The sequence below is a fragment of the Burkholderia sp. Ac-20344 genome (assembly GCF_017104975.1).
In the GTDB taxonomy this organism is placed as follows: domain Bacteria; phylum Pseudomonadota; class Gammaproteobacteria; order Burkholderiales; family Burkholderiaceae; genus Burkholderia.
Window position 1 is genome coordinate 19011 of record NZ_JAAGPP010000081.1, and the last position, 21702, is coordinate 40712.

At 66.9% G+C, this 21702-nt stretch carries 16 protein-coding genes; 6 read left to right on the forward strand and 10 right to left on the reverse strand.

Going from position 1 to position 21702, the window contains the following annotated elements:
• Nucleotides 1–388: 388 nt before the first annotated feature.
• The 3 genes from G3N64_RS23495 to G3N64_RS23505 all read right to left on the reverse strand — a co-directional run bounded on the left by G3N64_RS23495 (nucleotide 389) and on the right by G3N64_RS23505 (nucleotide 5557).
• Nucleotides 389–2347 (reverse strand): phosphatase PAP2 family protein, encoded by a 1959-nt coding sequence (locus tag G3N64_RS23495; RefSeq protein WP_205786048.1) that lies wholly within the window; start codon nucleotides 2345–2347, stop codon nucleotides 389–391.
• 457 nt (nucleotides 2348–2804) lie between these two features.
• Nucleotides 2805–4325 (reverse strand): sensor domain-containing diguanylate cyclase, encoded by a 1521-nt coding sequence (locus tag G3N64_RS23500; protein WP_205786049.1) that lies wholly within the window; start codon nucleotides 4323–4325, stop codon nucleotides 2805–2807.
• A gap of 275 nt (nucleotides 4326–4600) precedes the next feature.
• A complete protein-coding gene (locus G3N64_RS23505; RefSeq protein WP_205786050.1) occupies nucleotides 4601–5557 on the reverse strand; it encodes a LysR substrate-binding domain-containing protein in 957 nt (318 codons plus the stop codon).
• 78 nt (nucleotides 5558–5635) lie between these two features.
• On the opposite strand from G3N64_RS23505, the gene G3N64_RS23510 reads away from it, so the two are divergent.
• From G3N64_RS23510 to G3N64_RS23525, 4 genes are all read left to right on the forward strand, one after another.
• Complete coding sequence (locus G3N64_RS23510; protein ID WP_205786051.1) at nucleotides 5636–6034, forward strand: nuclear transport factor 2 family protein; 399 nt, start codon at nucleotides 5636–5638, stop codon at nucleotides 6032–6034.
• 411 nt (nucleotides 6035–6445) lie between these two features.
• Nucleotides 6446–8263, forward strand: a complete 1818-nt coding sequence (locus G3N64_RS23515) for a methyl-accepting chemotaxis protein (RefSeq protein ID WP_205786052.1) — start codon at nucleotides 6446–6448, stop codon at nucleotides 8261–8263.
• Nucleotides 8264–8773: 510 nt separating this feature from the next.
• Entirely contained in the window at nucleotides 8774–10069 is a 1296-nt protein-coding gene (locus G3N64_RS23520; protein WP_205786053.1) for an MFS transporter, read from the forward strand.
• Between the two features lie 65 nt (nucleotides 10070–10134).
• Nucleotides 10135–10917 carry a substrate-binding domain-containing protein gene (locus tag G3N64_RS23525; protein WP_205786054.1) on the forward strand — a complete coding sequence of 261 codons (783 nt, stop codon included), beginning with the start codon at nucleotides 10135–10137 and terminating at the stop codon, nucleotides 10915–10917.
• 25 nt (nucleotides 10918–10942) lie between these two features.
• Here G3N64_RS23525 and dctA read toward each other — a convergent pair whose 3' ends face one another.
• From dctA to G3N64_RS23555, 6 genes are all read right to left on the reverse strand, one after another.
• Complete coding sequence (gene dctA, locus G3N64_RS23530) at nucleotides 10943–12250, reverse strand: C4-dicarboxylate transporter DctA (RefSeq protein WP_205786055.1); 1308 nt, start codon at nucleotides 12248–12250, stop codon at nucleotides 10943–10945.
• Between the two features lie 34 nt (nucleotides 12251–12284).
• Nucleotides 12285–13208 (reverse strand): LysR family transcriptional regulator, encoded by a 924-nt coding sequence (locus tag G3N64_RS23535; protein WP_205786056.1) that lies wholly within the window; start codon nucleotides 13206–13208, stop codon nucleotides 12285–12287.
• 94 nt (nucleotides 13209–13302) lie between these two features.
• Nucleotides 13303–13443, reverse strand: coding sequence for a hypothetical protein (locus tag G3N64_RS23540; RefSeq protein ID WP_205786057.1), 141 nt, complete (start codon nucleotides 13441–13443; stop codon nucleotides 13303–13305).
• Nucleotides 13406–14587 carry a fumarylacetoacetate hydrolase family protein gene (locus tag G3N64_RS23545; protein WP_205786058.1) on the reverse strand — a complete coding sequence of 394 codons (1182 nt, stop codon included), beginning with the start codon at nucleotides 14585–14587 and terminating at the stop codon, nucleotides 13406–13408. The genes G3N64_RS23540 and G3N64_RS23545 overlap by 38 nt, the downstream gene beginning before the upstream one ends.
• A 32-nt stretch (nucleotides 14588–14619) precedes the next feature.
• Entirely contained in the window at nucleotides 14620–16401 is a 1782-nt protein-coding gene (locus G3N64_RS23550) for an IlvD/Edd family dehydratase (protein WP_205786059.1), read from the reverse strand.
• 362 nt (nucleotides 16402–16763) lie between these two features.
• The gene (locus G3N64_RS23555; RefSeq protein WP_205786060.1) at nucleotides 16764–17801 is read right to left on the reverse strand and encodes a LacI family DNA-binding transcriptional regulator; all 1038 of its coding nucleotides are present in this window, start codon (nucleotides 17799–17801) and stop codon (nucleotides 16764–16766) included.
• 295 nt (nucleotides 17802–18096) lie between these two features.
• Here G3N64_RS23555 and G3N64_RS23560 point away from each other — a divergent pair, with 295 nt between their 5' ends.
• Complete coding sequence (locus G3N64_RS23560) at nucleotides 18097–19443, forward strand: MFS transporter (protein ID WP_205786061.1); 1347 nt, start codon at nucleotides 18097–18099, stop codon at nucleotides 19441–19443.
• Nucleotides 19444–19617: 174 nt separating this feature from the next.
• On the opposite strand, the gene G3N64_RS23565 is transcribed toward G3N64_RS23560, so the two are convergent.
• Nucleotides 19618–20784 carry a pyridoxal phosphate-dependent aminotransferase gene (locus tag G3N64_RS23565; protein WP_205786062.1) on the reverse strand — a complete coding sequence of 389 codons (1167 nt, stop codon included), beginning with the start codon at nucleotides 20782–20784 and terminating at the stop codon, nucleotides 19618–19620.
• A 53-nt stretch (nucleotides 20785–20837) separates the two neighbouring features.
• On the opposite strand from G3N64_RS23565, the gene G3N64_RS23570 reads away from it, so the two are divergent.
• Nucleotides 20838–21488, forward strand: coding sequence for a GntR family transcriptional regulator (locus tag G3N64_RS23570; RefSeq protein WP_241021167.1), 651 nt, complete (start codon nucleotides 20838–20840; stop codon nucleotides 21486–21488).
• The last annotated feature ends 214 nt before the right edge of the window (nucleotides 21489–21702 follow it).

Below are 21702 nucleotides of genomic sequence, written 5' to 3' on the forward strand. Positions count from 1 at the left end.
AAACATGAATCCCATTATAAGGGATTTCGGTTTTAGCTGAGATGGGGTTTACACAGGGTGCCGCATGATGCGCCGCGTCGAGCGCGCAGACGCGGGCAGGCGCTCGTGCGCCGGTCAATCCGGGTCGGCTTTCGGGCCGGAGTCGATCCATCGCGCTTCGGACGCGCGAAGATGCGCGCGAATGGCCGCCCGGCCCGCAACCGGTTCGCCGGCCGGCAACGCGAGGAGGACATCCGCGTGCTCGCGCACGGCGCCGGTTCAGGTCGGAGGATTCCCCGCGCGGCCGCGCGGGGCTGTCGCGATCGGGGCGCGGCGGCTTCCGCCCGCTCCGCCTGAGCCGAAGCCGCCCGCGGGCGGCTTCGCTGCAAGAATCGACGCCCGATGCCGGCTACGCGGCCGACAGCGTGATCGACACGCCCGTCGCGGTATAAACGGGCGTTGCCTTGAACCCGTCGACCGTCACCGTCGAGAACTTCGCGGCAGCCGCCGCGCCGTCGATCAGCGCGAGGGTGTCGCCGGCCTTCGGCGCGTAACCGTTCACGAACTTCACGTGCAGCGTGCCGCCTGCGACGGTGAGCGGGCCGCCCACGCGCAGGCGTCCGCCGCCGTTGCCGTCGAGGTCGAGTTCGAGCGTCGTGTTGTCGAGCTGCGTGTAGCGGGTCGCGATCGTCACCGGCGCACCGGCCGCGATCCTCACGCTGCCGCCGGCGCCGACATAGACGTCGCCCTTGCCGAACGCCGTCGTCGACGCGGCCGCAAGCGTGCCGCCGCTCACCTGCGTGCCGCCCGTGTAGCTGTTGTTGCCCGCCAGCGTCAGCGTGCCGCTGCCCTGCAGCGTCAGCTTGCCCGCGCCCGCGACGTCGTTGCGCCACAGGTCGGCCGCATTGAAGCCGCCCTGCGACGCGTCCATCGATACGATCACGTTGCCGTTGAACGCGCCGTAGCCGTCGGCTGCCGCGAACAGGTTCAGGCGGCCCCAGCCTTCCGCGTCGTCCATGACCGGATAGCCGGACGGCAGTTCGGTCGTCTTCAGCACGACGCGCCGCTGGTCGGCGCTCAGGTACGGGAAGCGCGTTAGCAGCAGGATCTCCGCGCCCTTCGGCACGACCGGCGGCGCGTCCGTCGATTCGATCGCGCCGAAGCCGAACGTCATGCGGCGCAGGAACGCGGCCTTGTTCGTCGCGTAGTCGGCGAACCGGTCGGTTGCCGCCGTGCCGGTGTGCGCGAATGCGGAGAACGTCGCGGCGGTCGTCCCCGTCAGTTGCTGCAGCACCTGGTGGGCTTGCGTGTACGCGGCCTGCGCGTCGCCGGCGTAGGCGGTCAGGTTCGCCGTGCTGACGGCCAGCGCGAGCATGCGGCCGCCGATCACGTCGAGCGGCGAGTGCATGCCGGCGAGGATCCGGTTCTCGCCGAGTTCGAGGCCGCGGCCGACCATTTCCTGGAAGCGCTCCGGCACGAGCCATGCCATCGTCGTCGCATCGCGCATCGCTTCGGCCTCGTGGCCGCTGATGAAGCCGCCGTCGGTCGCGGGCGTCGTGCTTTCCGCCGGAACGAGCGTCGGCGCGACCACCACGCTCGTGCTCCAGCGGTACGGGCGCGCATATTTGAAGAAGCGCTTCGAGGGTTCGGTCGATGCGTTGCTGCCCATTTCGTTGAGCAGGTCGACGACTTTGCCGAAGCTCGCGTTCGTGCTGCTGCCGACGCCGACGTTGTTACCCGAGTCGTTGTACAGCACCGACGTCGCGTCTGGCGGAATGCTGGTGATGCTGGTCGTCTGCTGGGCCGCGGTGCGCCACGCGGCGGTGAGCGGGCCCATGCCGTCGGTCACGCTGAAGCCCTTGCCGCGCCGGTCGTCGTAGTAAGCGGCATCGGCCTGCTGCGGCGTGCGGGCGGTCGTCGCGTTGATCACGTACTGCACGTTGGCCGACAGCACGGTGTCGTTCAGGATCGTGCCGCACGGTGCGCCGCTGCCGGGCAGTCCGGAACAGGTGGACGGCGAGATGGCCGGAAACGCGCCGAACGCCGGCGCGCTCACGCCCGCGTCGACCAGCATCGTCGACGGTTGCCAGAGATCGAGAAAACGGCTCACCACGCGCACCGCGGCGTTGGTCGACAGCGTCGCGTAGCGCGCGTCGCCGCGCTGGTTGGTCGCGATGTTGTCGACGAAAGCGGGCACGCTCGGCACGGGGGCGCTGTCGACGAAGCCGGGGTCGGCGGGCGGCGCCGGAACGGCCGCGGCGATCGTGCCGGTCGACGCGACATCGTCGCCGCCGCCGCAGGCGGCCAGGACAATCGCACTCGACAATGCTGCAACGTGCAGCGGGAAACGGCTTCGTGACGCAAACATGCAAGACTCCATCCTGATGGTCGAAGAGGGCGAATTGTGGTGATGGATCGTTACGTGGCCGTTAAGGATTTGTTTCGCATTGCATTCAGTGCGCGCGAATTCCCACTATCTGGTTAATTCCCGGTGCTGAACGTGACGGATGACGAGTTCGGTGCGTCCGTTGCAGATATGCGGCGGCGGGCGACTACGCGCCGGCTTCCCGGTTCTTCGAGCGAATTCGATGCGGCGGCTGCCTGGAGACGAGCCGAACCACGCACGTGATGAGCCAGGCAGCGAGGGGCAGCTTCGTGCGAACGGTCAGCCGTTGATCGTTCATGTGGAAAGCCCGGCTTCGTTGATGTCGGATAGCTTTCCTGATTATCTGGAAGGTGAAAGAACAATCCGGTACGGCCGCCCAGGCAATCGTTTGCGATTCACCTGCTGCCCCAAAAAAATGCAGATCACGACCCGTGGCCGGTCACGCCGAGTGCGCGAGCGGCTCCGTTTCCGCGCAACTCACGCGGTTCCTGCCTTCGCGCTTCGCACGATAGAGCGCCATGTCTGCCTGATGCGACAGCGCATGCACGGACGCGGGGCGCGCGCGATGGCCGGTCGCGCAGCCGATGCTGACGGTGAAGGCCGGAACGGCTTCCGCAAACCCGTCGAGCCGGTTGCGTTCGACTTCGCGGCGAATCGCCTCCGCGACCTGCGCGGCGCCGCTTTCGTCCGTATCCGGCAACACCGCGACGAACTCCTCGCCGCCGTAGCGCGCGGCGAGATCGCCGCGCCGGCGCGTGTGCGTGCGGATGCATTCGGCGAGAAAGCGCAGCGCCGTATCGCCTTCCGCGTGCCCATGCCGGTCGTTGTACTGCTTGAAGTGGTCGGCGTCGATGAACAGTATCGACAGGCTGCCGTTGCTGCCCCGCTGCAGCCGTTCCCATTCGTCGGCCAGCGCGATATCGAGCGCGCGGCGGTTGCACAGGCCGGTCAGCGGATCGGTCCGCGTGAGATCCGTGAGCAGCGTCTGCTTGCGCAGGTTGTCCCGCAACGCAAACGCAAGCAGCCATACCACCGCGCAAAACAGTGCGCTGATTACGGTCGCCAATACGCCGGCCGTCCACGACAGGCGCCTGATGCTCGCCAGCACGTCGCGCTCCGCCGGCGCGACGACTGCGATCAGCGGCGTGCCCGGCACCCGCTGGTAGGTATACAGCCGCATGGTGCCGTCGATGCTCGAACGCGCGGGATAGAAGCCCGATTCGCTGTTCACCATCCGCTCGAATGCTTTCGAGCGACGCAGGTGGTTCATCTGGTTGTCGTTCAACGGCGGATTTCTCGCGAGGATCGTGCCGTCCGCGCGCAGGATCGCGCTGACCCCGTTCGGCCCGACATCGAGGCCGGACAGGAGCTGATCGAAATAGGCGAGGTCGATGGCGACCACCGCGATCCCGTTGAAGGTATGGTCCGGCCGGTCGATGCGCCGCGACAGCGCGATGGATTCCTTGCCGGCGCGCGAGCGCGCGCGATAGGCCTCGGACACGTAGAGGCCGACGTTGTCCGCATCGCGATGGACTTTGAAGTAGTCGCGATCGCCGAAATCCCAATGGTGGGTCGCGCTGCAGCATCCGTCGATCAGCTGGCCGCGCTTGTCGGTCACGCCCATGCCGGTGACATACTGGGCCGCGGTGCGCTCGAACAGCAGATCGTGCCGCAGCCCGGCATCCATGCGCCGCACCGCGGGCTTGCCGAGATCGGATGCGAGTGCGACCAGCGCATTGTTCGACGTTTCGACCGTGCGTGCGATCTGGCTCACCAGCACGGCTGCGACGTTGCGCGACGTTTCATGCGCATGCTCGACGGCTTCGCTTCGCCCGGCCCACAGTGTCGCCACGCTGATCCCGAGCGCGGCCAGCGACATCAGCGTACCCAACGCCCCGACGATAAACGGGTTGCGTCCGGCCCAGTCGGCAATGTTCTCGATCGAGGTGAATGCGGGCATGCTCGCGCTCGTATGGGAAGCCGGCTGCAATGGCGCCGGCGCGGGTCAAATCCCGGTTAACGGCACGGTTAACAAAAAATCAAGGCCGGCATGGCGGCCAGCCGGATGCGTGCGATCGCGCTCCGGCGCGCAAACGTGTGCGACCGAACCCCGGCGAGCGCAAGCCAGGCAATCCGGACGCTCGACGGCGTGGCGTCCGCTCACGGCGTGCAGCGTGCCGGACTGCTCGCCCTGGGCCGGCCAGGCGGCCGATTCGAGTGCGGAATCGATGGGCCTTACGGGCGTGTCGACGGATCGTCTTGCGCGATCTTCGCGAGGACGTCGGCAAGCGCACGAATCTTGTCCTGCGCTGCACGTTGATGCGGATAAACGAGGAAGTAACCCAGGCCGTTGTGGGCGACGTGGTCGAAGGGGGTGACCAGCGCGCCCGTCTCGAGGCGGTCGGTTGCCAGTCGAGGATCGCCGATCGCGACACCGTGCCCCAGCGCGGCGGCCGTGAGCGTCAGCTCGAGCGTGTCGAAAACCAGTCCGCTGCCCGCATCGACCTGTGGGGCGTCGACGCCGTCGAGCCAGCATTGCCACTCCTGTCGACTCGATCCCGGATGGAGCAACACGGCGTGCCCGAGGTCAGCGGGCGATTTCAGCGATGCGGATTGACCGGCGGTGCACATCGGAGTCAGCGTCTCTGCAAACAGCGGTATGGCGACCAGACCGGCCCACCGGCCTGTGCCGCGCACGACGATCGCGTCGATATCGGGCGAGGTGAAATCCGGATGATCGTCGGCAGAGGTCGAGATCCGAAGTTCGACCCCATTCAACGCGCGGCTGATATCGGGAAGCCGCGGCAGCAGCCATCGGATCGCAAACGTCGACGGTAACCGGATGGTGAGGAGCGGAATCGTGCGTCCGTCATGGTCCGCATGTTGTGCCAGCCGCGTGAGCACATCGATTGCCACGGGCAGCAGGGCGTTTCCTTCCGCCGTCGGCGTCAGTCCCGACGCGTGGCGCACGAAAAGCTGGCATCGGTAGTGCGCTTCCAGGTGCTGGAGCTGGCGGCTGACCGCGCCCTGGGTCCGGCACAGATGATCCGCAGCCTTGCTGACGCTGCCGAGGTGCGCTGCCGCGACAAACGACTGCAGTGCCAGGATCGAAGGCAGCGGGCGTGTCAAATCCGCCAACGGGTATGCAGATGCCGCATACCCGGGTTGCGAATGATTCGATTGTTCGGTCATCGGGGCGTCGTTATCGTGGCGGTACTGAATGCCCGTTCGTGCAAGCGCGGGCGTGCAACGCATGATCGGAGGAAGCGGATGAGCACATCGCCTGAAACACTATACACGCGCCAGATTCTGTCCTATCTCCAGGCGCTGGAGCGCGGCGACGTGGCCGCAATCTGCTCCGTGTTCAAACCCGACGCGCAAATATTCTCGCCGTTTCTCGGCTGGATGACGCCGGCCCCGTTCTTTGCGAAAGTCGACGCCGCATCGGCGTCGAGCAAGATCACCCCGATCGACATTTGCGTCAGCACGATGGGCGCGCGGCGCGCGACGGGCTATTTCATCTATGACTGGGGCCTCAAGGATGGTTCCACCGTGCGCTTCGAGTGCGTCGACGTGTTCGAGTTCGATGAAAGCGGGCTCGTCGAGCGGATGATCATCGTTTACGACACGCATCCGATTCGCAGTACGGTGGGCGACAAATACGCGTAGCCGCAAATGGCTGGTATGCGCCGGGCGATCCGGCTCATCGCGTGCAGCTTCGCTCGGGCGAGCGGCTGCCGAGCGAAGCGCCCGCGCATGGCGTCGATACGACCACGCCGAAACTCGGGCGAACATCGTGTTCCGGCCGCCGACCTCGGGGCCGGCCATCGAGACGGCGGCAGAAAATGGCCGACCTCGTGGCGGGTTGCTGCTCCCGTGCGTGTCGAAAGCGGGTGTCGCCCCCATGTCGAGCCGACCGCCACGCGAATGCATGCCACGCAGCTGTATTCCGAACCGATCGAAGACGTGCCAGCCATTCTGCACGACTCAATTTCCTCCCGCCGGTGCCGTTAAGCAGAGCAGGGTCGGCCTGTTCATCGATCCAGTTCACATAACGCGGCAACGGAGATTGAAGTCATCATGCTGTCATCCATTCGTGCTCGGATACTTGCGACCTGCGTCGCCATTGTGGTCACGGCGCTGGCCGTTACCGGGGGGCTGGTCTATTACGTCGTCAAGAACCATAACGACGAGGCCATCGACCAGAATCACAAGGCGATCCTCGCCGGGCACGCGCTGGCGATCAACGAATGGGTGGCCAGCAGAGGGCGGGAAACCCAGGCACTCGCGGATACGCTGGCGATCGGCGAAGGCGACCCGGTGCCGGCGCTGAAGCTGCTCGGCAAGTCGGGCGGCTTCGAGGTGCTGACGCTGGGCCTGCCGGACAAGACTGCGTTCTCGAACGTCCCGCTCGCACCCGGATACGACCCGACCGCACGCCCCTGGTACAAGCAGGCCGTCGGCGCGGGCCACCTGGTCGTGACGGCACTCTACCGCGATGCGACGAGCGGCAAGCCGGCGGTTGCCTTCGCGGTGCCCTTGGTGCGCGACGGCGCGGTGAAGGGCGTGCTGGCGGCCAGCCTGTTCATGGAGAGCGTGAGCGCGATCGTGACCTCCGTTCACCCGACGCCGGCGAGCTTCGCATTCCTGGTGGACAAGAGCGGGCGGGTGATCGCGTCGGCCAAGACCGACCTGATCATGAAGCCGGCGACCGGTCTCTCGCCTGCGCTCGATGCCGATCACCTCGGCGCGCTGCAAACGGCGTCCGCGCCGGTCGAGGTCGACATCGACGGGGCAACCAAGCTGATGCGCGCCCAGCCGATCGACGGTACCGACTGGTCCCTGGTGCTCGCGCTCGACAAGGCCGACGTGACGGCCGGCATGCGCGCGGTCGCGACGACGACGCTGGCGGCCATCCTGATCGTCGCCGTCATCGCCGCGGCGCTCGTCGGCGCGATGACGAACGCGGCGTTCAAGCGCATTCTGCTGGTGCGCGACGCGCTCACGGACGTCTCGAGCGGCAGCGGCGACCTGACGAAGCGCCTGCCCGCCGACGGCGCGGACGAAGCCGCGCAGATCGCGCGGGCGTTCAACGTGTTCGCCGAAAAGATCAGCACGATCCTGTTGCAGATCCGCGAGTTCAGCGAATCGGTCAACCTCGCGAGCGCCGAGATCGCGCAGGGCAACCAGGATCTGTCCAGCCGCACCGAGCACGCGGCGTCGAGCTTGCAGGAAACGGCCGCGGCGCTCGAGGAAATCGCCGGCACGGCCCGCAACTCGGCCGATGCCGCGACCCAGGTGAGCCGTCTGGCGGAATCGGCGTCGGACGTCGCGGTGCGCGGCGGCTCGGTCGTGAGCGAGGTCGTCTCGACGATGAACGACATCACGCAGGCGTCGGGCGAGATCGCCAACATCGTCGGTGTGATCGACGGCATCGCCTTCCAGACCAACATTCTCGCGTTGAACGCGGCCGTCGAGGCGGCGCGCGCGAACGAGCACGGCCGCGGCTTCGCGGTCGTCGCGGGCGAGGTGCGCGCGCTCGCCCAGCGCAGCGCGCAGGCGGCCAAGGAGATCAAGCAGTTGATTCACTCGTCGGTCGAGAAGATCGAAGGGGGCTCCGGGCTCGTTCAGACGGCCGGCGCGACGATGGACGAAATCGTCCAGGGCGTGCGCAGCATCACGGGCGTGATCGCGGAAATGACCGTCGCCGCCAAGGAGCAGAGCACCGGGCTCGAACAGGTCAATCAGGCGGTGTCGCATCTCGACGATGCGACGCAGCAGAATGCGGCACTCGTCGAGGAGTCGGCGGCGGCCGCGACGCTGCTGCGCGAACAGGCCGCCCGACTCGCGCAGACGGTCGGCGAGTTCAAGCTCGCGGAGAGGCGGGTGCCGGCGTGACGGTGCGCCGGAGGGGGCGTTGGCGGCCCGGCCTCAACCTTGGAACCGCGATGCAACGTCGCGGTTGACGGCGGGCGTCATGGATGCTTGCCGCCTCGACGTGCACGGCGACCTCGCCGGGTTGCGGATGGCGCGGTGAGGAACTGCCGATACTGACGGCGTCCGGCCCGCCGAACGTCGCAATACAGGCACGATTTCATGGCGTGCCTACGCGCTGTGCTCAGGATCGGGCCGGGAACCGGCCCAGCTGAAGGAACAGGCCGAACCAGTCGTCCATATGCCAGTTGGTGGTCACGCGCCCGCCGTCCAGTGTGTGAACAGCGCCCCCGCCGGCCCGCCCCGCAAAGCCTTGCATCGGGCGCGCGCCGCCGACGCGTCGATTGATAACGAATCGGCATCAATTCTTCCAAAAATTGCACTTATCGTTTGACCGGCGCCGGGCGAACATGCCGGAAAACAACAATCGACCCGCCCCTCCCGCGTATTTCAGGATTTTCAGGAGACACCCCGATGCACCCCTCGTCCAGCCTTCCGACCGAACGTTCGAAGGCCGCTGCGGTCTTCCGCGTCACAGCCGGGAATTTTCTCGAGCAGTTCGACTTCTTCCTGTTCGGCTTCTACGCCACGCAGATCGCCAACGTCTTCTTTCCCGCGCAAAGCGAGTTCGCCTCGTTGATGATGACCTTCGCCGTGTTCGGCGCCGGCTTCCTGATGCGGCCGCTGGGTGCAATCGTGCTGGGCGCGTACATCGACGACGTCGGCCGCCGCAAGGGCCTGATCGTCACGCTGTCCATCATGGCGAGCGGCACCATCCTGATCGCGTTCGTGCCGGGCTATGCGACGATCGGCCTGCTGGCGCCCGCGCTCGTGCTGCTCGGCCGGCTGCTGCAGGGCTTCTCCGCCGGGGCCGAACTGGGCGGCGTATCGGTCTATCTCGCCGAGCTGGCGACGCCCGGCCGCAAGGGTTTCTTCACGAGCTGGCAGTCCGCCAGCCAGCAGGTCGCGATCGTCGTCGCCGCGGGCCTCGGCTTTGCGCTCAATCAATGGCTGAGCGCGTCGGCCATCGCCGCATGGGGATGGCGCGTGCCGTTCTTCGTCGGCTGCATGATCGTGCCGTTCATCTTCATGCTGCGCCGCAACCTGGAGGAAACCCAGGCGTTCAAGGCGCGCAAGCATCGTCCGAGCATGAAGGAAGTGTTCGGTACGCTGGTGCAGAACTGGGGTGTCGTGGTTGCCGGCATGATGCTGGTCGCGATGACCACCACGAGCTTCTATCTGATCACGGTCTACGCGCCGACCTTCGGCAAGACGGTGCTGCATCTGAGCACTGCCGACAGCCTGCTCGTGACGCTCTGCGTCGGCGTGTCGAACTTCGTGTGGCTGCCGATCGGCGGTGCGCTGTCCGACAGGATCGGCCGCCGGCCGCTGCTGGTCGGCATGACGGTGCTCGCCGTCGTGACCGCCTACCCGGCGCTGTCGTTGCTCGCGCACGCGCCGTCGTTCGTCAACATGCTGCTCGTCCTCCTCTGGCTCTCGTTCATGTACGGGATCTATAACGGTGCGATGGTCGTCGCGCTCACGGAAGTGATGCCGGAGCAGGTGCGTGTCGCGGGCTTCTCGCTCGCCTACAGCCTCGCGACGGCCGTGTTCGGCGGCTTCACGCCGGCCATCTCGACCGCGCTCATTCACATGACGGGCGACAAGGCCGCCCCGGGCTACTGGATGAGCTTCGCCGCGGTGTGCGCGCTTCTTGCGACGTTCGCGCTCTATCGGCACCGTACCGCGACGCTGACGCCGGCGCATTGACGCCCGGCCCACCCGGAATGTTCAGGAACCCACACGAACCCATGCGAATCCGTACGACCACGACCATGAGAAATATTCTCCTGAAATGTTGCGCAACCGCGCTCGTCGTCACCACGGCGGTTGCGGCCAACGTGCAGGCCGCCGAACTGCACGTGATGAGCTCGGGCGGCTTCACCGCCGCGTACAAACTGCTCGGCCCCCGTTTTGCGTCGACGACGGGCAATACGCTCGATACCGCGCTCGGCCCGTCGATGGGCAAGTCGCCCGAAGCGATTCCGAACCGGCTCGCGCGCGGCGAGCCCGCCGACGCCGTGATCATGGTCGGCTACGCGCTGGACGATTTGATCAAGCAAGGCAAGGTCATCCCCGGCTCGCGCGTCGAGCTGGCCGACTCGCGCATCGGCATGGTCGTGCGCGACGGCGCGGCAAAGCCCGACATCAGCACCGCCGAAGGCCTCAAGCAGGTGCTGCTGCACGCGAAGTCGATCGCCTACTCGGATAGCGCGAGCGGTGTGTATATCGAGCGCGAGCTGTTCAAGAAGCTCGGCATCGAGGAGCAGGTGAAGTCGAAGGCGAAGATGATTCCGCGGATTCCGGTGGCGTCGGTCGTCGCGAGCGGCGACTACGAAATCGGCTTCCAGCAGGTCAGCGAGCTGCTGCCCGTCAAGGGGGCGATCTTCGTCGGCAAGATTCCCGAACCGCTGCAGTCGGTCACGCGCTTCGCCGCCGGCATCCCCGTCGGCGCGCAGCATCCGCAGGAAGCGAAGGCGCTGCTCGACTATCTCGTGTCGCCCGACGTGCAGGCCGACGTGAAATCGACCGGACTGGATTCCGTTTCCGCTCACTGAGCGTCGATCGGCGGGAAGGCTTGCGTCAGACGGCCTTCCCGTTACCGTCTTCATCGGCCCCGTTCGGGGATGCCGAACCGGCCACGGCGAGCCGCTGCGCAAGACGCGCACGATCGCACGCACCTTCCCACATCGAAACGAAGATCACCGCGCAGGCATTGCTGATCACGCTCGTCAGCGCGCGCGCCTCGGACATGAAGCGATCGATGCCGACCAGCAGCGCCACCCCGGCAACGGGCAGGTCGGGCATGACGGCGAGCGTGGCGACCAGCGCGACCAGCCCGCTACCGGAAACGCCGGCCGCGCCCTTGGACGTGAGCAGCATGACGGCGAGCATCATCGCGATCTGCGATGCGGAAAGGGGCACGTCGCACGCCTGCGCGATGAACAACGCGGCGAGCGTCAGATAGATCGCGGTGCCGTCCAGGTTGAAGGAATAGCCCGCCGGCAGCACGAGCCCCACGACGCCCCGGTCGCAACCGAGCGCCTCCAGCTTGACGATCAGGCGCGGCAGAACGGGCTCCGAAGAGGACGTCGCCAGGACGATGAGCAACTCTTCGCGCAGGTAGCGCAAGAGCCGCCACAGCGCGAAGCCGTGCAGCCGTGCGAGCGGTGCGAGCACCAGCGCGACGAACAGCGCGCATGCCACATAGAAGGACAGCACCAGCTTCGCAAGCGAGCCGACCGAGCCGATCCCGAAGCGGCCGACCGTGAACCCCATCGCGCCGAATGCGCCGAGCGGCGCGAGCCGCATGATCATCGCGAGCACGCGAAAGACGACCTGGCCGATGCCGTCGATCAGGGCAAGAACGGGCCGGCCGGCCTCCCGGTGCGCATTCAGCGAGAAGCCGAACAGCAGCGACAGCAGCAGCACCGGCAACACTTCGCCCTGCTCGAACGCGCCGAGCATCGTATCGGGAATCACGCTCAGCCCGAACGCCACGAGCCCGCGTGGCTGCGCCTCCCTCGCGTACTGAGCCAGGACGCTCGAATCGAGATGGTGCACATCGATGTGCAGGCCGGCGCCCGGTCGCAGCACGAACGCGACGGCGAGCCCGATTGCGAGCGCGACGGCGGTCAGCAGATAGAAGAGCGTCAGCGCCCGAACGATCGTGCGGCCGATGGCCCTCCCGTTCGCCAGCGACGTGATGCCCGAGACGATCGTGCAGAAGACGATCGGCGCGATGGTCATCCGCACCAGGCCGACGAACGCATCGCTGAGGGGCTTGAGCATCGCGCCTGCTCCCGGCCATGCGTGACCGACGGTCACGCCGAGCATCATCGCGAGCAGGACCTGCACGTAAAGCGATTTAAGCAGCCTGGCCAGCCTCACGGGACGGTCTTCCTTCGTGTCTCTTTTGTCGTTGTCACACCGGTGCATCGCTGCTTGCGATACCGCCGCGCTTCGCGTCGATGACCATCCGATGAAACGCTTCGGCGGCCGGGGTGAGCGGCCGTCCGCGTCGTTTCACGATCCCCACGCGTCGTTTGACGACCGGTTCGACGAGCGGCACGCTCGTGAGAATCGGATGGTCGTGCCCGGGCATCGCCATCGAGGGCACCGCGGCGACGCCGAGCCCCGCCTCGATCAATCCGAGCAGGGTCGTGACGTGACGTGCTTCGCACACGCTCGGCCCGCGCGGCGCCACGGCGGCCAGCGCCTGGTCGAGCAACAGACGGTTACCGGAAGTCTTGTCCACCGACACGTAGTCGTGCTCGTAAAGTTCGCTCCAGGTCACGCGCTTCTTGCGCGCGAGCGGGTGGTCGCGGCGGCAGGCAGCAACGAACCGCTCCTGCAGCAACACCTTGAACTCGATCTCGGCTTCCTGGCTGCCCATGAAGCTCACGCCGAAATCGGCCTCGCCGCTGATCACGGCGCCCAGCACCTCGTTCGCGCTCGCGTCCAGCAGTTTGACCCGGATGCGGGGAAAGCGCTGATGATAGCGCGCGATGACGGCGGGCAGAAAGTAGTAAGCCACCGACGGAACGCACGCGATGGTCACATGGCCCAGCCGGCTCGACGAAACGTCGCGAATGCCGAGCAGCGCGGCGTCGAGATCGTCGAGCAGCTGCTCGGCACTCTGGGCGAACACGCGGCCGACGGTGGTGAGCGTGACGCTGCGTGTGGTGCGCTCGAAGAGGCGCACGCCGAGCGCTTCCTCGAGCTTGTCGATCCTTCGACTCAACGCAGGCTGGGAAATGCTGACCGTCTCCGCGGCCTTGCGGAAACTCCCCATTTCCACTACCGCGCGAAACGCCTGCAAGTCGGTTAAATCGAAGTTGATCCCCACGGGCTAGTCTCCGCATCTCAGATGCGGCGTATTGTGCATGATTCTCGCCGTCGTACCTTGCCGGCGTGGCACGCATCCGCGCAACCGGTGATCGTTACCGCGCGCGTGACGCAGTGGTCTTGCCGTCGATCCGCTGCCCGTCGATGTCGATGTCGATGTCGATGTCGATGTCGATGTCGATGTCGAGGCGCCGGGCTTTACGGTGCGAGCAGCCCGCGCGCGGCCAGGTTCGCATACAGCGCGCGCACGCCGAAGGTCCACGGCGCGATCTCCGTGCACAGCCGCACGGTGTTGACGAGTGCGCCGAGCGCGGGCGTGGAGATCGTGACGCGGTCGCCCAGGTGATGCGTGAATCCGCCGCCGGGCGCGTCGCGGTCCTGGATCGGCGAGAACATCGTGCCGAGGAACAGCATGAAGCCGTCCGGATACTGGTGATGCGCGCCGTAGGTCTGCGCGACGAGGTCGGCCGGGTCGCGGCTGATCTCGCGCATGTGGCTGATGCCGTCGAGCACGAAGCCGTCGTCTGCGCCTTCGACGCGCAGCGACACGCTGGCCTGCCGTACGCTGTCCAGCGTGAAGCCGTCGTCGAACAGCCGCACGAACGGGCCGATCGCGCACGAGCCGTTGTTGTCCTTGCATTTGCCGAGCAGCAGCGCCGAGCGGCCTTCGATGTCGCGCAGGTTCACGTCGTTGCCGAGCGTGGCGCCCACCGGCCTGCCGTCGCTGCCGACCGCCAGCACGATCTCCGGTTCCGGGTTGTTCCACACCGACACGGGCAGCAGGCCGACGTCCGCACCGAAGCCGACCGCGGACATCGGCTGCGCCTTGGAGAACACCTCGGCATCCGGGCCGATACCGACTTCCATGTATTGCGACCACGCGCCGCGGCGCTCGAGTTCCGCCTTCAGGCGCAGCGCGGCTTCCGAGCCGGGCACGAGCTTCGACAGATCGGTGCCGATGGTCGCGGCGATGGTCTCGCGTACCTCCATCGCCCTGGCCGGATCGCCGCCGGCCTGTTCCTCGATCACGCGCTCGATGAGGCTGACCGCAAACGTGACGCCGCACGCTTTGACGGCCTGCACGTCGCACGGCGCGAGCAGGCGTGTAGCGCCGGGCGTGCCGTCCAGCGTCGCCTGCAACAACGGCTCGATGCGGCCGAGCGATTCGCCGGACGCGGTGCGCGCGACGGCGACTGCATCCGGGCGGTCGAACAGGTCGGCGGTGGTCGGCACGGTGCGCGTGATGTCGAACACTTCGCCGCCGCGCACGGCGACGACGCTCGGGCCCGCGCAGGCACCGTCGTGCCGCCAGACGCGGCCGATCAGCAGTGCGTGTGCGAGGTCGTGCGGCAGGCAGTCGGAAACGGAAGGAGTACGCATGGTCAGCTCGGCAGGAGTCGTGGACGGTGGGATCAGTGCGAATGGCGCGGGTTGCCGCGCTGCTCGATCACCTTCAGGTACAGCGTGGCCGGTTCGAGGCAGCCGCCGGTGGACAACTGGCCCACGAACTGCCGGTAGAGCGCCTGCCAGGGCGTTTGCGCCTGCGGCACGGTGAAGCTTGCAGTCTCGCGGCGGCGCGCGAGTTCGTCTTCGTCGACGAGCACGTCGACGCTGCGGCGATTCAGGTCCACGCGAATGCGGTCGTTCGTGCGCAGCAGGGCCAGGCCGCCGCCGACCGCCGCCTCCGGCGACACGTTCAGGATCGACGGGCTGGCCGACGTGCCGCTCTGGCGGCCGTCTCCCAGGCAGGGCAGCGACATCACGCCGCGCTTCACCAGATCGGCGGGCGGCGCCATGTTGACGACTTCCGAGCTGCCCGGATAGCCGACCGTGCCGCAGCCGCGGATCACCAGGATGCAGCGTTCGTCGATGTTCAGCGCGGGATCGTTGATGCGGGCGTGGTAGTCCTCGGGGCCGTCGAACACGATCGCGCGCGCCTCGAACGTATTCTCCGCGCCCGGCTCGGCCAGGTAGGTCCGGCGGAAGGCGTCGCCCACCACCGACATCTTCATGATCGCACTGTCGAAGAAGTTGCCCGACAGCACCACGAAGCCGGCGCCGTGCTTGAGCGGCGCGTCGGGCGTACGGATCACGTCGCGGTCGGCGTCCTGCGCGGTGTCGGCGATCTCGCCGATCGCGCGGCCCGACACGGTCAGGCAGTCGCGCCGCAGCAGGCCGGCCGCATCGAGCTGGCGCAGCACGGCGGGCACGCCGCCGGCGCGGTGGAAGCTCTCCCCGAGGTATTCGCCGGCCGGCATGCAGTTGACGAGCAGCGGCACGGCTTCGCCGAAGCGCTGCCAGTCGTCCAGGCTCAGTTCGACGCCCATGTGGCGCGCAATGGCGATCAGGTGCGGCGGGCAGTTGGTCGACGCGCCGAGCGCGGAAGCGACGACGATCGCATTCTCGAACGCCGCGCGCGTCATGATCCTCGACGGGCGCAAGTCTTCGCGAACGAGTTCGACCGCGCGCTTGCCGGTCGCGTAAGCCATCTGGCCGCGCTCGCGGTAGGCCGCGGGAATGCTCGCGCACCCCGGCAGCGACATGCCCAGCGCCTCGGCCAGGCTGTTCATCGACAGCGCCGTGCCCATGGTGTTGCAGTGGCCGATCGACGGCGACGATGCCGTCGTCAACTGCATGAAGCCTTCGTAGTCGATCTTGCCGGCCGCGAGCAGGTTGCGGGCATGCCAGATCACGGTGCCCGAGCCGACCCGCTTGCCTTCGTGCCAGCCGTCGAGCATCGGGCCGCCCGACAGCACGATGGCGGGCAGGTCGACGGTAGCGGCCGCCATCAGGCAGGCCGGCGTGGTCTTGTCGCAGCCGGTCGTCAGCACCACACCGTCGAGCGGAAAGCCATGCAGCACTTCCACCAGCCCGAGGTAGGCCAGGTTGCGGTCGAGCGCGGCGGTGGGCCGGCGGCTTTGTTCGGCCAGCGGATGCACGGGGAACTCCATCGGAATGCCGCCCGCGTCGCGAATGCCCGCCTTGGTGCGCTCGGCCAGTTCGATGTGATGGCGGTTGCACGGCGCAAGGTCGCTGCCCGTTTGCGCGATGCCGATGATGGGGCGGCCCGACTGCAGTTCCTCGCGCGTCAACCCGTAGTTCATGAAACGCTCGACATAAAGCGCAGTCATGTCCGCGTGGGCGGGGTCGTCGAACCACTCCTGGCTGCGCAGACGGCGCGGGGTCTGTGACATGGCGGGCTGTCTCCGAAGGGGCCTCGTTCATTGTTGCGTGCCGGATAGTTACCGGTAACATCGAGCGGATGTTAGCACGGGGTTTTTGCGTGGCGGAAGGGAATTTTGCGTGCGCGTGGCGGCGGGGATGGAGCAAGCGCTGCGCAGGATGCACCGGTTTCCATCCGGTCGAACGGCGCCGTATCGACCCGCATCGACCCGCATCGACCCGCATCGACCCGCATCGACCTTCAACCCGGCCTTTCCTTCATGCGATGGACGGGCGGCGTGGGGCAGGGGGGCGGTACGCAGTCGCGTACGTTGCGCGTACGTCGAGGGCGCGCCGGTTCTCGCAACGCGCGACCGGCCTTACCGCCGGCGTGTCACGCGCTTTCCCGCGCGACGATCGTGTAGTCGATCCGGATGCTTTGCGAGTCGACCCGCTCGCCGCCGTCACGCGCCTGCAGTGCCGCCAGCAACGCCTCGCCCGTGCGCAGGCCGATGCCGTATGCGTCGACCGATACGGTGGTGATGGCCGGGTGGCACCACGCCGCCACTTCGAAGTTCCCGAAGCCGGCCACTGCGATATCCGCGGGCACGGACAGGCCGCGCCGGTGGCATTCCATGATCGCGCCGAATGCCGACATGTCGCTGACGCACATCACGGCATCGGTGTCCGGCCACTGCGCCAGCAGGGCCGCCATCGCGGGCCCGCCGTGGCTCATGGTGATTGGCGATTCGCCGAGCCGCACGACGCGCGGCTCGCACAACCGCAGCGCCTTGATCTCGGCCTGGTATCCCTTGAGCCGGTCCAGGCCGCGGCGATCCAGTTCGCTGGCGCCGCCGAGAAAGCCGATGCGCCGGTAACCGCGCTCGGCCAGGTGCCGCACCATCGCACGGGCGGCGCGCACGTTCGAGAAGCCCACGGCGGTGTCGATGGGATGCGTGGGCAGGTCCCACATCTCGACCACGGGAATGGCCGAGCGCGCCAGCACCTTGCGTGTCGCATCGGTGTGCTGCGCACCCGTCAGCGCGATGCAGCGCGGCTGGTGACGCAGCATGGAACGAACCAGCCGTTCTTCGCGTTCCAGGTCGTAATCGGTGTCGCCGAGCAGCAGTTGCAGGCCATGCGGTTCGAGCGCATCGGTCAGGCCGCGCACGGTGTCGGAGAAGTTGGAGCTCGACAGCGACGGCACCAGCACCGCGACGAATTCCGACCGCCCCGACGACAGCGCACCCGCGGCCGCGTCGGCCACGTAGCCGAGCTGGTCGATGGCCTGGCAGACCCGCGCGCGCGTCTCGGCGGCCACGCTGTGGCCGGCAAGCACGCGCGACACGGTCATCTTCGATACGCCGGCGAGGCGCGCGACGTCGGACATGCGGGGCGGTCCGGCAGGCCGGACGGCGGTGGGGCTGGGCATCGGATCGCGATCGGGAAAACCTGGAAAGGCTACATCATACCGGTGCGGCGTACCGGGCAGACCGCCCGCGGCGCGCCCGTCGCGCCACTGTCCGCACTAGGGAAACCACGCGTCCGGCCGGGCTTGAACTCGCTTGTCGCGACATGCTACCGTGTTGTTTGTTACCGGTATCAGCGCGTCCGTTTCTCCCGTCGCCTCGTCGACGTTTTTTTGGTCACCCGATGTTATCGGTAACATCGATGCATCAGAGAACCCGCCGGTACGAAGAAGACCTACACAATCAGGAAACAAGCCGATGCCGTCCATCACGCAGACCGCTGCCGCGCCGGCCGCGGCCGACTCATCCGAAGATGCGCTCTATCGCAAGGTCATGCGGCGCATCCTGCCGTTGCTGCTGCTCTGCTACGTCGTGGCCTACCTGGACCGCGTCAACGTAGGCTTCGCGAAGCTGCAGATGCTCGACGACCTGAGCCTGAGCGACAGCGTCTATGCGCTCGGCGCCAGCGTCTTCTTCTGGGGCTATTTCCTGTTCGAGATGCCCAGCAACCTGCTGCTGCATCGCTACGGCGCGCGCTTCTGGATCGCGCGGATCATGATCACGTGGGGCATCGTGTCGTCGTCGATGGCGTTCATCGTGCCGCTCGCGCAGTTCTTCCACGTGCAGACGACCACCATGTTCTACACGTTGCGCTTCCTGCTGGGGCTGTGCGAAGCGGGTTTTTTCCCGGGCGTCATCCTGTACATGAACTACTGGTTCCCGGCGCGCCGCCAGAGCGTGGCGATGTCGGGCTTTCTGGTGGCGATCCCGCTGAGCCTGACGCTGGGCAGCGTGGTGTCCGGCTGGCTGATGGAGCAGACGCACGGCCTGTCGGGCATGAGCGGCTGGCAATGGATGCTGCTGCTCGAAGGGCTGCCGTCGATCGTGGTGGCGTTCATCGTGCTGGCCTGCCTCGGCGACGGCCCGCAGTCTGCGAAGTGGCTGTCCGCGGACGAAAAGGCGCTGCTGTCGCGCAATCTCGAATCCGAGGCAACGCACAAGTCGCACAGTATCGGGGCCGCGCTGCGCAGCCCGCGTGTCTGGTTGCTCACCTTCATCCTGCTCACCTTCAATACCGGCTTCTACGGGCTGGCCTTCTGGCTGCCGTCGATCATCCGTGCGTCGGGCGTGCACAGCCCGCTGCATATCGGTGTGCTGACGGCCATTCCGTACCTGACGGCCATCTTCGCGATGGTGTGGAACGCGTCGCACTCGCGCAAGACCGGCGAGCGCCGCCTGCACGCGGCGATTCCCGCGCTGATCGGTGGCGTCTTCCTGATCCTGAGCGCGGCGTTCGCGCACAACGTGGCGCTGTCGATCGTATTCCTGACCATCGCGACCTGCGGCATCCTCGCGCTGATGCCGATCTACTGGACCTTTCCGGGGCAGATCCTGTCCGGCACGGCCGCGGCCGCCGGCATTGCGCTGATCAACTCGGTGGGCAACCTGTCCGGCTTCACGGGCTCGATGATCACCGGCATTGCCAAGGAAATGACCGGCAACATCAACAACGGGACCTATGCGTTAGGCGCGTGTCTGCTGGTCAGCTGCGTGCTGATCGCGTCGATTCCGCGCGATATTCTGCGGCCGCCGGTGGGGCGGTAGGGCGTTCGCGCGACGTTACGTTCGGCCGGGGCCGGGACATCGCGCCGCCCCGGCGCCGGATGCATCACGTCATGTGGATTGATCTCGTGTGAATTCGCTCGACCATCATGGACGGAATTCCGGATTCCAACCAGCGACACCCTGCGCGCGACGCCGCTTTCTCGTGAGCGGCCGTCATGCGTCCTCCAGTGCGAAGCGCACCTTGTCCCCGAGCGTGCGCAACCGCTCGACCGGTTCGTTCGAGAACACGAAACGGACGTACTGCTCGCCGTGTGCGACGCCCCATCCGGTCATAGCCGTCGCACATACGCCGCGGCGCAGCAACCGCTCCGACATCTGCGATCCGGTCAGGCCGAAATCGGAGACGCGCAGCAGCATCGACCAGCCGCCCGCCGGCATGCCGAACGGAAGCCCCGACAGTTCGGCGGCGACCGTGTCCCGCCGCCTCTCGAGTGCGTTCACGTAGCCAGGCAGATCGGATGCGGAATGGTCGAGCGCAACCGCCGCAGCCTCCTGGGCAATGCCGACCGGCACCACGACATTGGCGAGCGACACGGCCACAAGATCCGGAATCAGCCATTCCGGCGCGACGATCCAGCCTACCCGCCAGCCAATCATGCGCAGCTCTTTCGACGCTGCGCCGACCGTGACCGTACGCTCGGCCATGCCGGGCAGGCCGGCGGGATGGATGACCATGCGTCCATCGAAGAGCAGCCGTTCCATCGCGCTGTCGAGGATCAGCAGCAGATCGTTCTGCACACATAGGTTCGCGATCAGTTGCCAGTCGGACGCATCGAAGAACCCGCCCGAAGGCATCGAGGGAGACATCAGCAGCATGGCCCGCGTTTGCGGACCAATTGCTGCCCGCAGCGCGGCCTGGTCCAGCTTCCATTCGCCGCCCGGCGTGAAGGCGAACGGTACTTGCCGGGGCACGCCGCCCGCAAGGCGGACGCGGTTCAGCAGGCCTGCGTACGTCGGATCGGTGACGATGACTTCGTCGCCGGTCTCGACGGTGGCGAGCAGCGTATTCAGAATGCCGGAGAGTCCGCCCGCCGACACCACCACCTGGTCGGCCGTGAAGCGCTGCCCCGACAGCGCCGACACGTGGGCGGCAGCGCTCGCGCGTAGCCGATCCTGACCGACGAATGGCAAATAGGAGTTGGCCGAGTCTCGCTGGATGGCCTCTCGGGTGAAGGCAAGCGCCTCCGAAGTAGGCAGGATGTCGGTATCGAGATTTTCGAGTCGCAAAAGATCGACGTCGGCATGATCGGCGATCGAACCCATGCGATCGACGCCGATGCCGGCAATGTGCTGCAGACGCACAGGACGGTGGTGGCGCATCGAGCCTCCGATTTTGTTACAATTTAATAGATAATATATGCATGGTGGTCGGCATGAACTTTGAAGTCAAGGAAGATCGCTCGCTGGCCGATCGGATCGCCGTCGCGCTGGGGGACCGCATCGTCTCGGGCGCTATCGCGCCGGGAGAGTGGTTGCGTCAGGACCACATCGCGGCAGAGTTCGGCGCGAGCCATGTGCCGGTACGCGAGGCGTTCAGACGGCTGGAAGCGCAAGGGTTGGCCGTGGTGGAACCGCGAAGGGGCGTGCGGGCGGCGCCGCTCGAGCCGGCGGACGTGCTTGAAATGGCAAAGATGCGTGCTGCTTTCGAGGCGCTGGCGCTGCGCGAGGCGATTCCCGCTCTCGACGCACGTGCGCTGGAGGAACTCGATGCGATCCTCGATCAGGAGTCGGCGGCGCATGGCATAGCCGTGCTCGGCACGCTGAACCTGCGGTTTCATCGCGCATTGACCGCGCGGTGCGGGATGCCGCGGCTCATCGACGCAATCGGCGACATGCATCGGGCCAGCTCACGGCATCTGTACGCGACGTGGCAGCAACTTGACTGGCAGGATCGCTCGAACGACGAGCATCGGAACATCGTTCGGGCGATACGGGGCGGCGATGTGGACGCAGCGTGTGCGGCCTTGTCTGCGCATATTCTGGCTGCGGGGGACGCGCTGGCTCAGGCGTTGCGGAGCCGGTAGGGATGTGGGCCGAGCCGCAGTTATCAAGCGGTTCAAAGGACTGGTTTTGGGAATGGCTGGTGTCTTCTAAACGCGTCGGGCGGCATCCGGCCATGAGGCGACAGTCGACCGCGCTCACGAATGGGCCCCTTACGCTTGCAAGACGGCCAATGCACAAGGTTGGCTAGCGTCATCCGCGCGCCTCTGGATTGCCCGAGTTTACCAGCGGCCCGCA

Bases quoted from the DNA above. Each gene is read 5' to 3' on its own strand.
- G3N64_RS23560 (WP_205786061.1), top strand. From the start codon at position 18,097: ATGCCGTCCATCACGCAGACCGCTGCCGCGCCGGCCGCGGCCGACTCA.
- G3N64_RS23525 (WP_205786054.1), top strand. From the start codon at position 10,135: ATGAGAAATATTCTCCTGAAATGTTGCGCAACCGCGCTCGTCGTCACC.
- G3N64_RS23550 (WP_205786059.1), bottom strand. From the start codon at position 16,401: ATGTCACAGACCCCGCGCCGTCTGCGCAGCCAGGAGTGGTTCGACGAC.
- G3N64_RS23515 (WP_205786052.1), top strand. From the start codon at position 6,446: ATGCTGTCATCCATTCGTGCTCGGATACTTGCGACCTGCGTCGCCATT.
- G3N64_RS23505 (WP_205786050.1), bottom strand. From the start codon at position 5,557: ATGACCGAACAATCGAATCATTCGCAACCCGGGTATGCGGCATCTGCA.
- G3N64_RS23565 (WP_205786062.1), bottom strand. From the start codon at position 20,784: ATGCGCCACCACCGTCCTGTGCGTCTGCAGCACATTGCCGGCATCGGC.
- G3N64_RS23570 (WP_241021167.1), top strand. From the start codon at position 20,838: ATGAACTTTGAAGTCAAGGAAGATCGCTCGCTGGCCGATCGGATCGCC.
- G3N64_RS23495 (WP_205786048.1), bottom strand. From the start codon at position 2,347: ATGTTTGCGTCACGAAGCCGTTTCCCGCTGCACGTTGCAGCATTGTCG.
- G3N64_RS23510 (WP_205786051.1), top strand. From the start codon at position 5,636: ATGAGCACATCGCCTGAAACACTATACACGCGCCAGATTCTGTCCTAT.
- G3N64_RS23540 (WP_205786057.1), bottom strand. From the start codon at position 13,443: ATGCGAACCTGGCCGCGCGCGGGCTGCTCGCACCGTAAAGCCCGGCGC.
- G3N64_RS23500 (WP_205786049.1), bottom strand. From the start codon at position 4,325: ATGCCCGCATTCACCTCGATCGAGAACATTGCCGACTGGGCCGGACGC.
- G3N64_RS23545 (WP_205786058.1), bottom strand. From the start codon at position 14,587: ATGCGTACTCCTTCCGTTTCCGACTGCCTGCCGCACGACCTCGCACAC.
- G3N64_RS23520 (WP_205786053.1), top strand. From the start codon at position 8,774: ATGCACCCCTCGTCCAGCCTTCCGACCGAACGTTCGAAGGCCGCTGCG.
- G3N64_RS23555 (WP_205786060.1), bottom strand. From the start codon at position 17,801: ATGCCCAGCCCCACCGCCGTCCGGCCTGCCGGACCGCCCCGCATGTCC.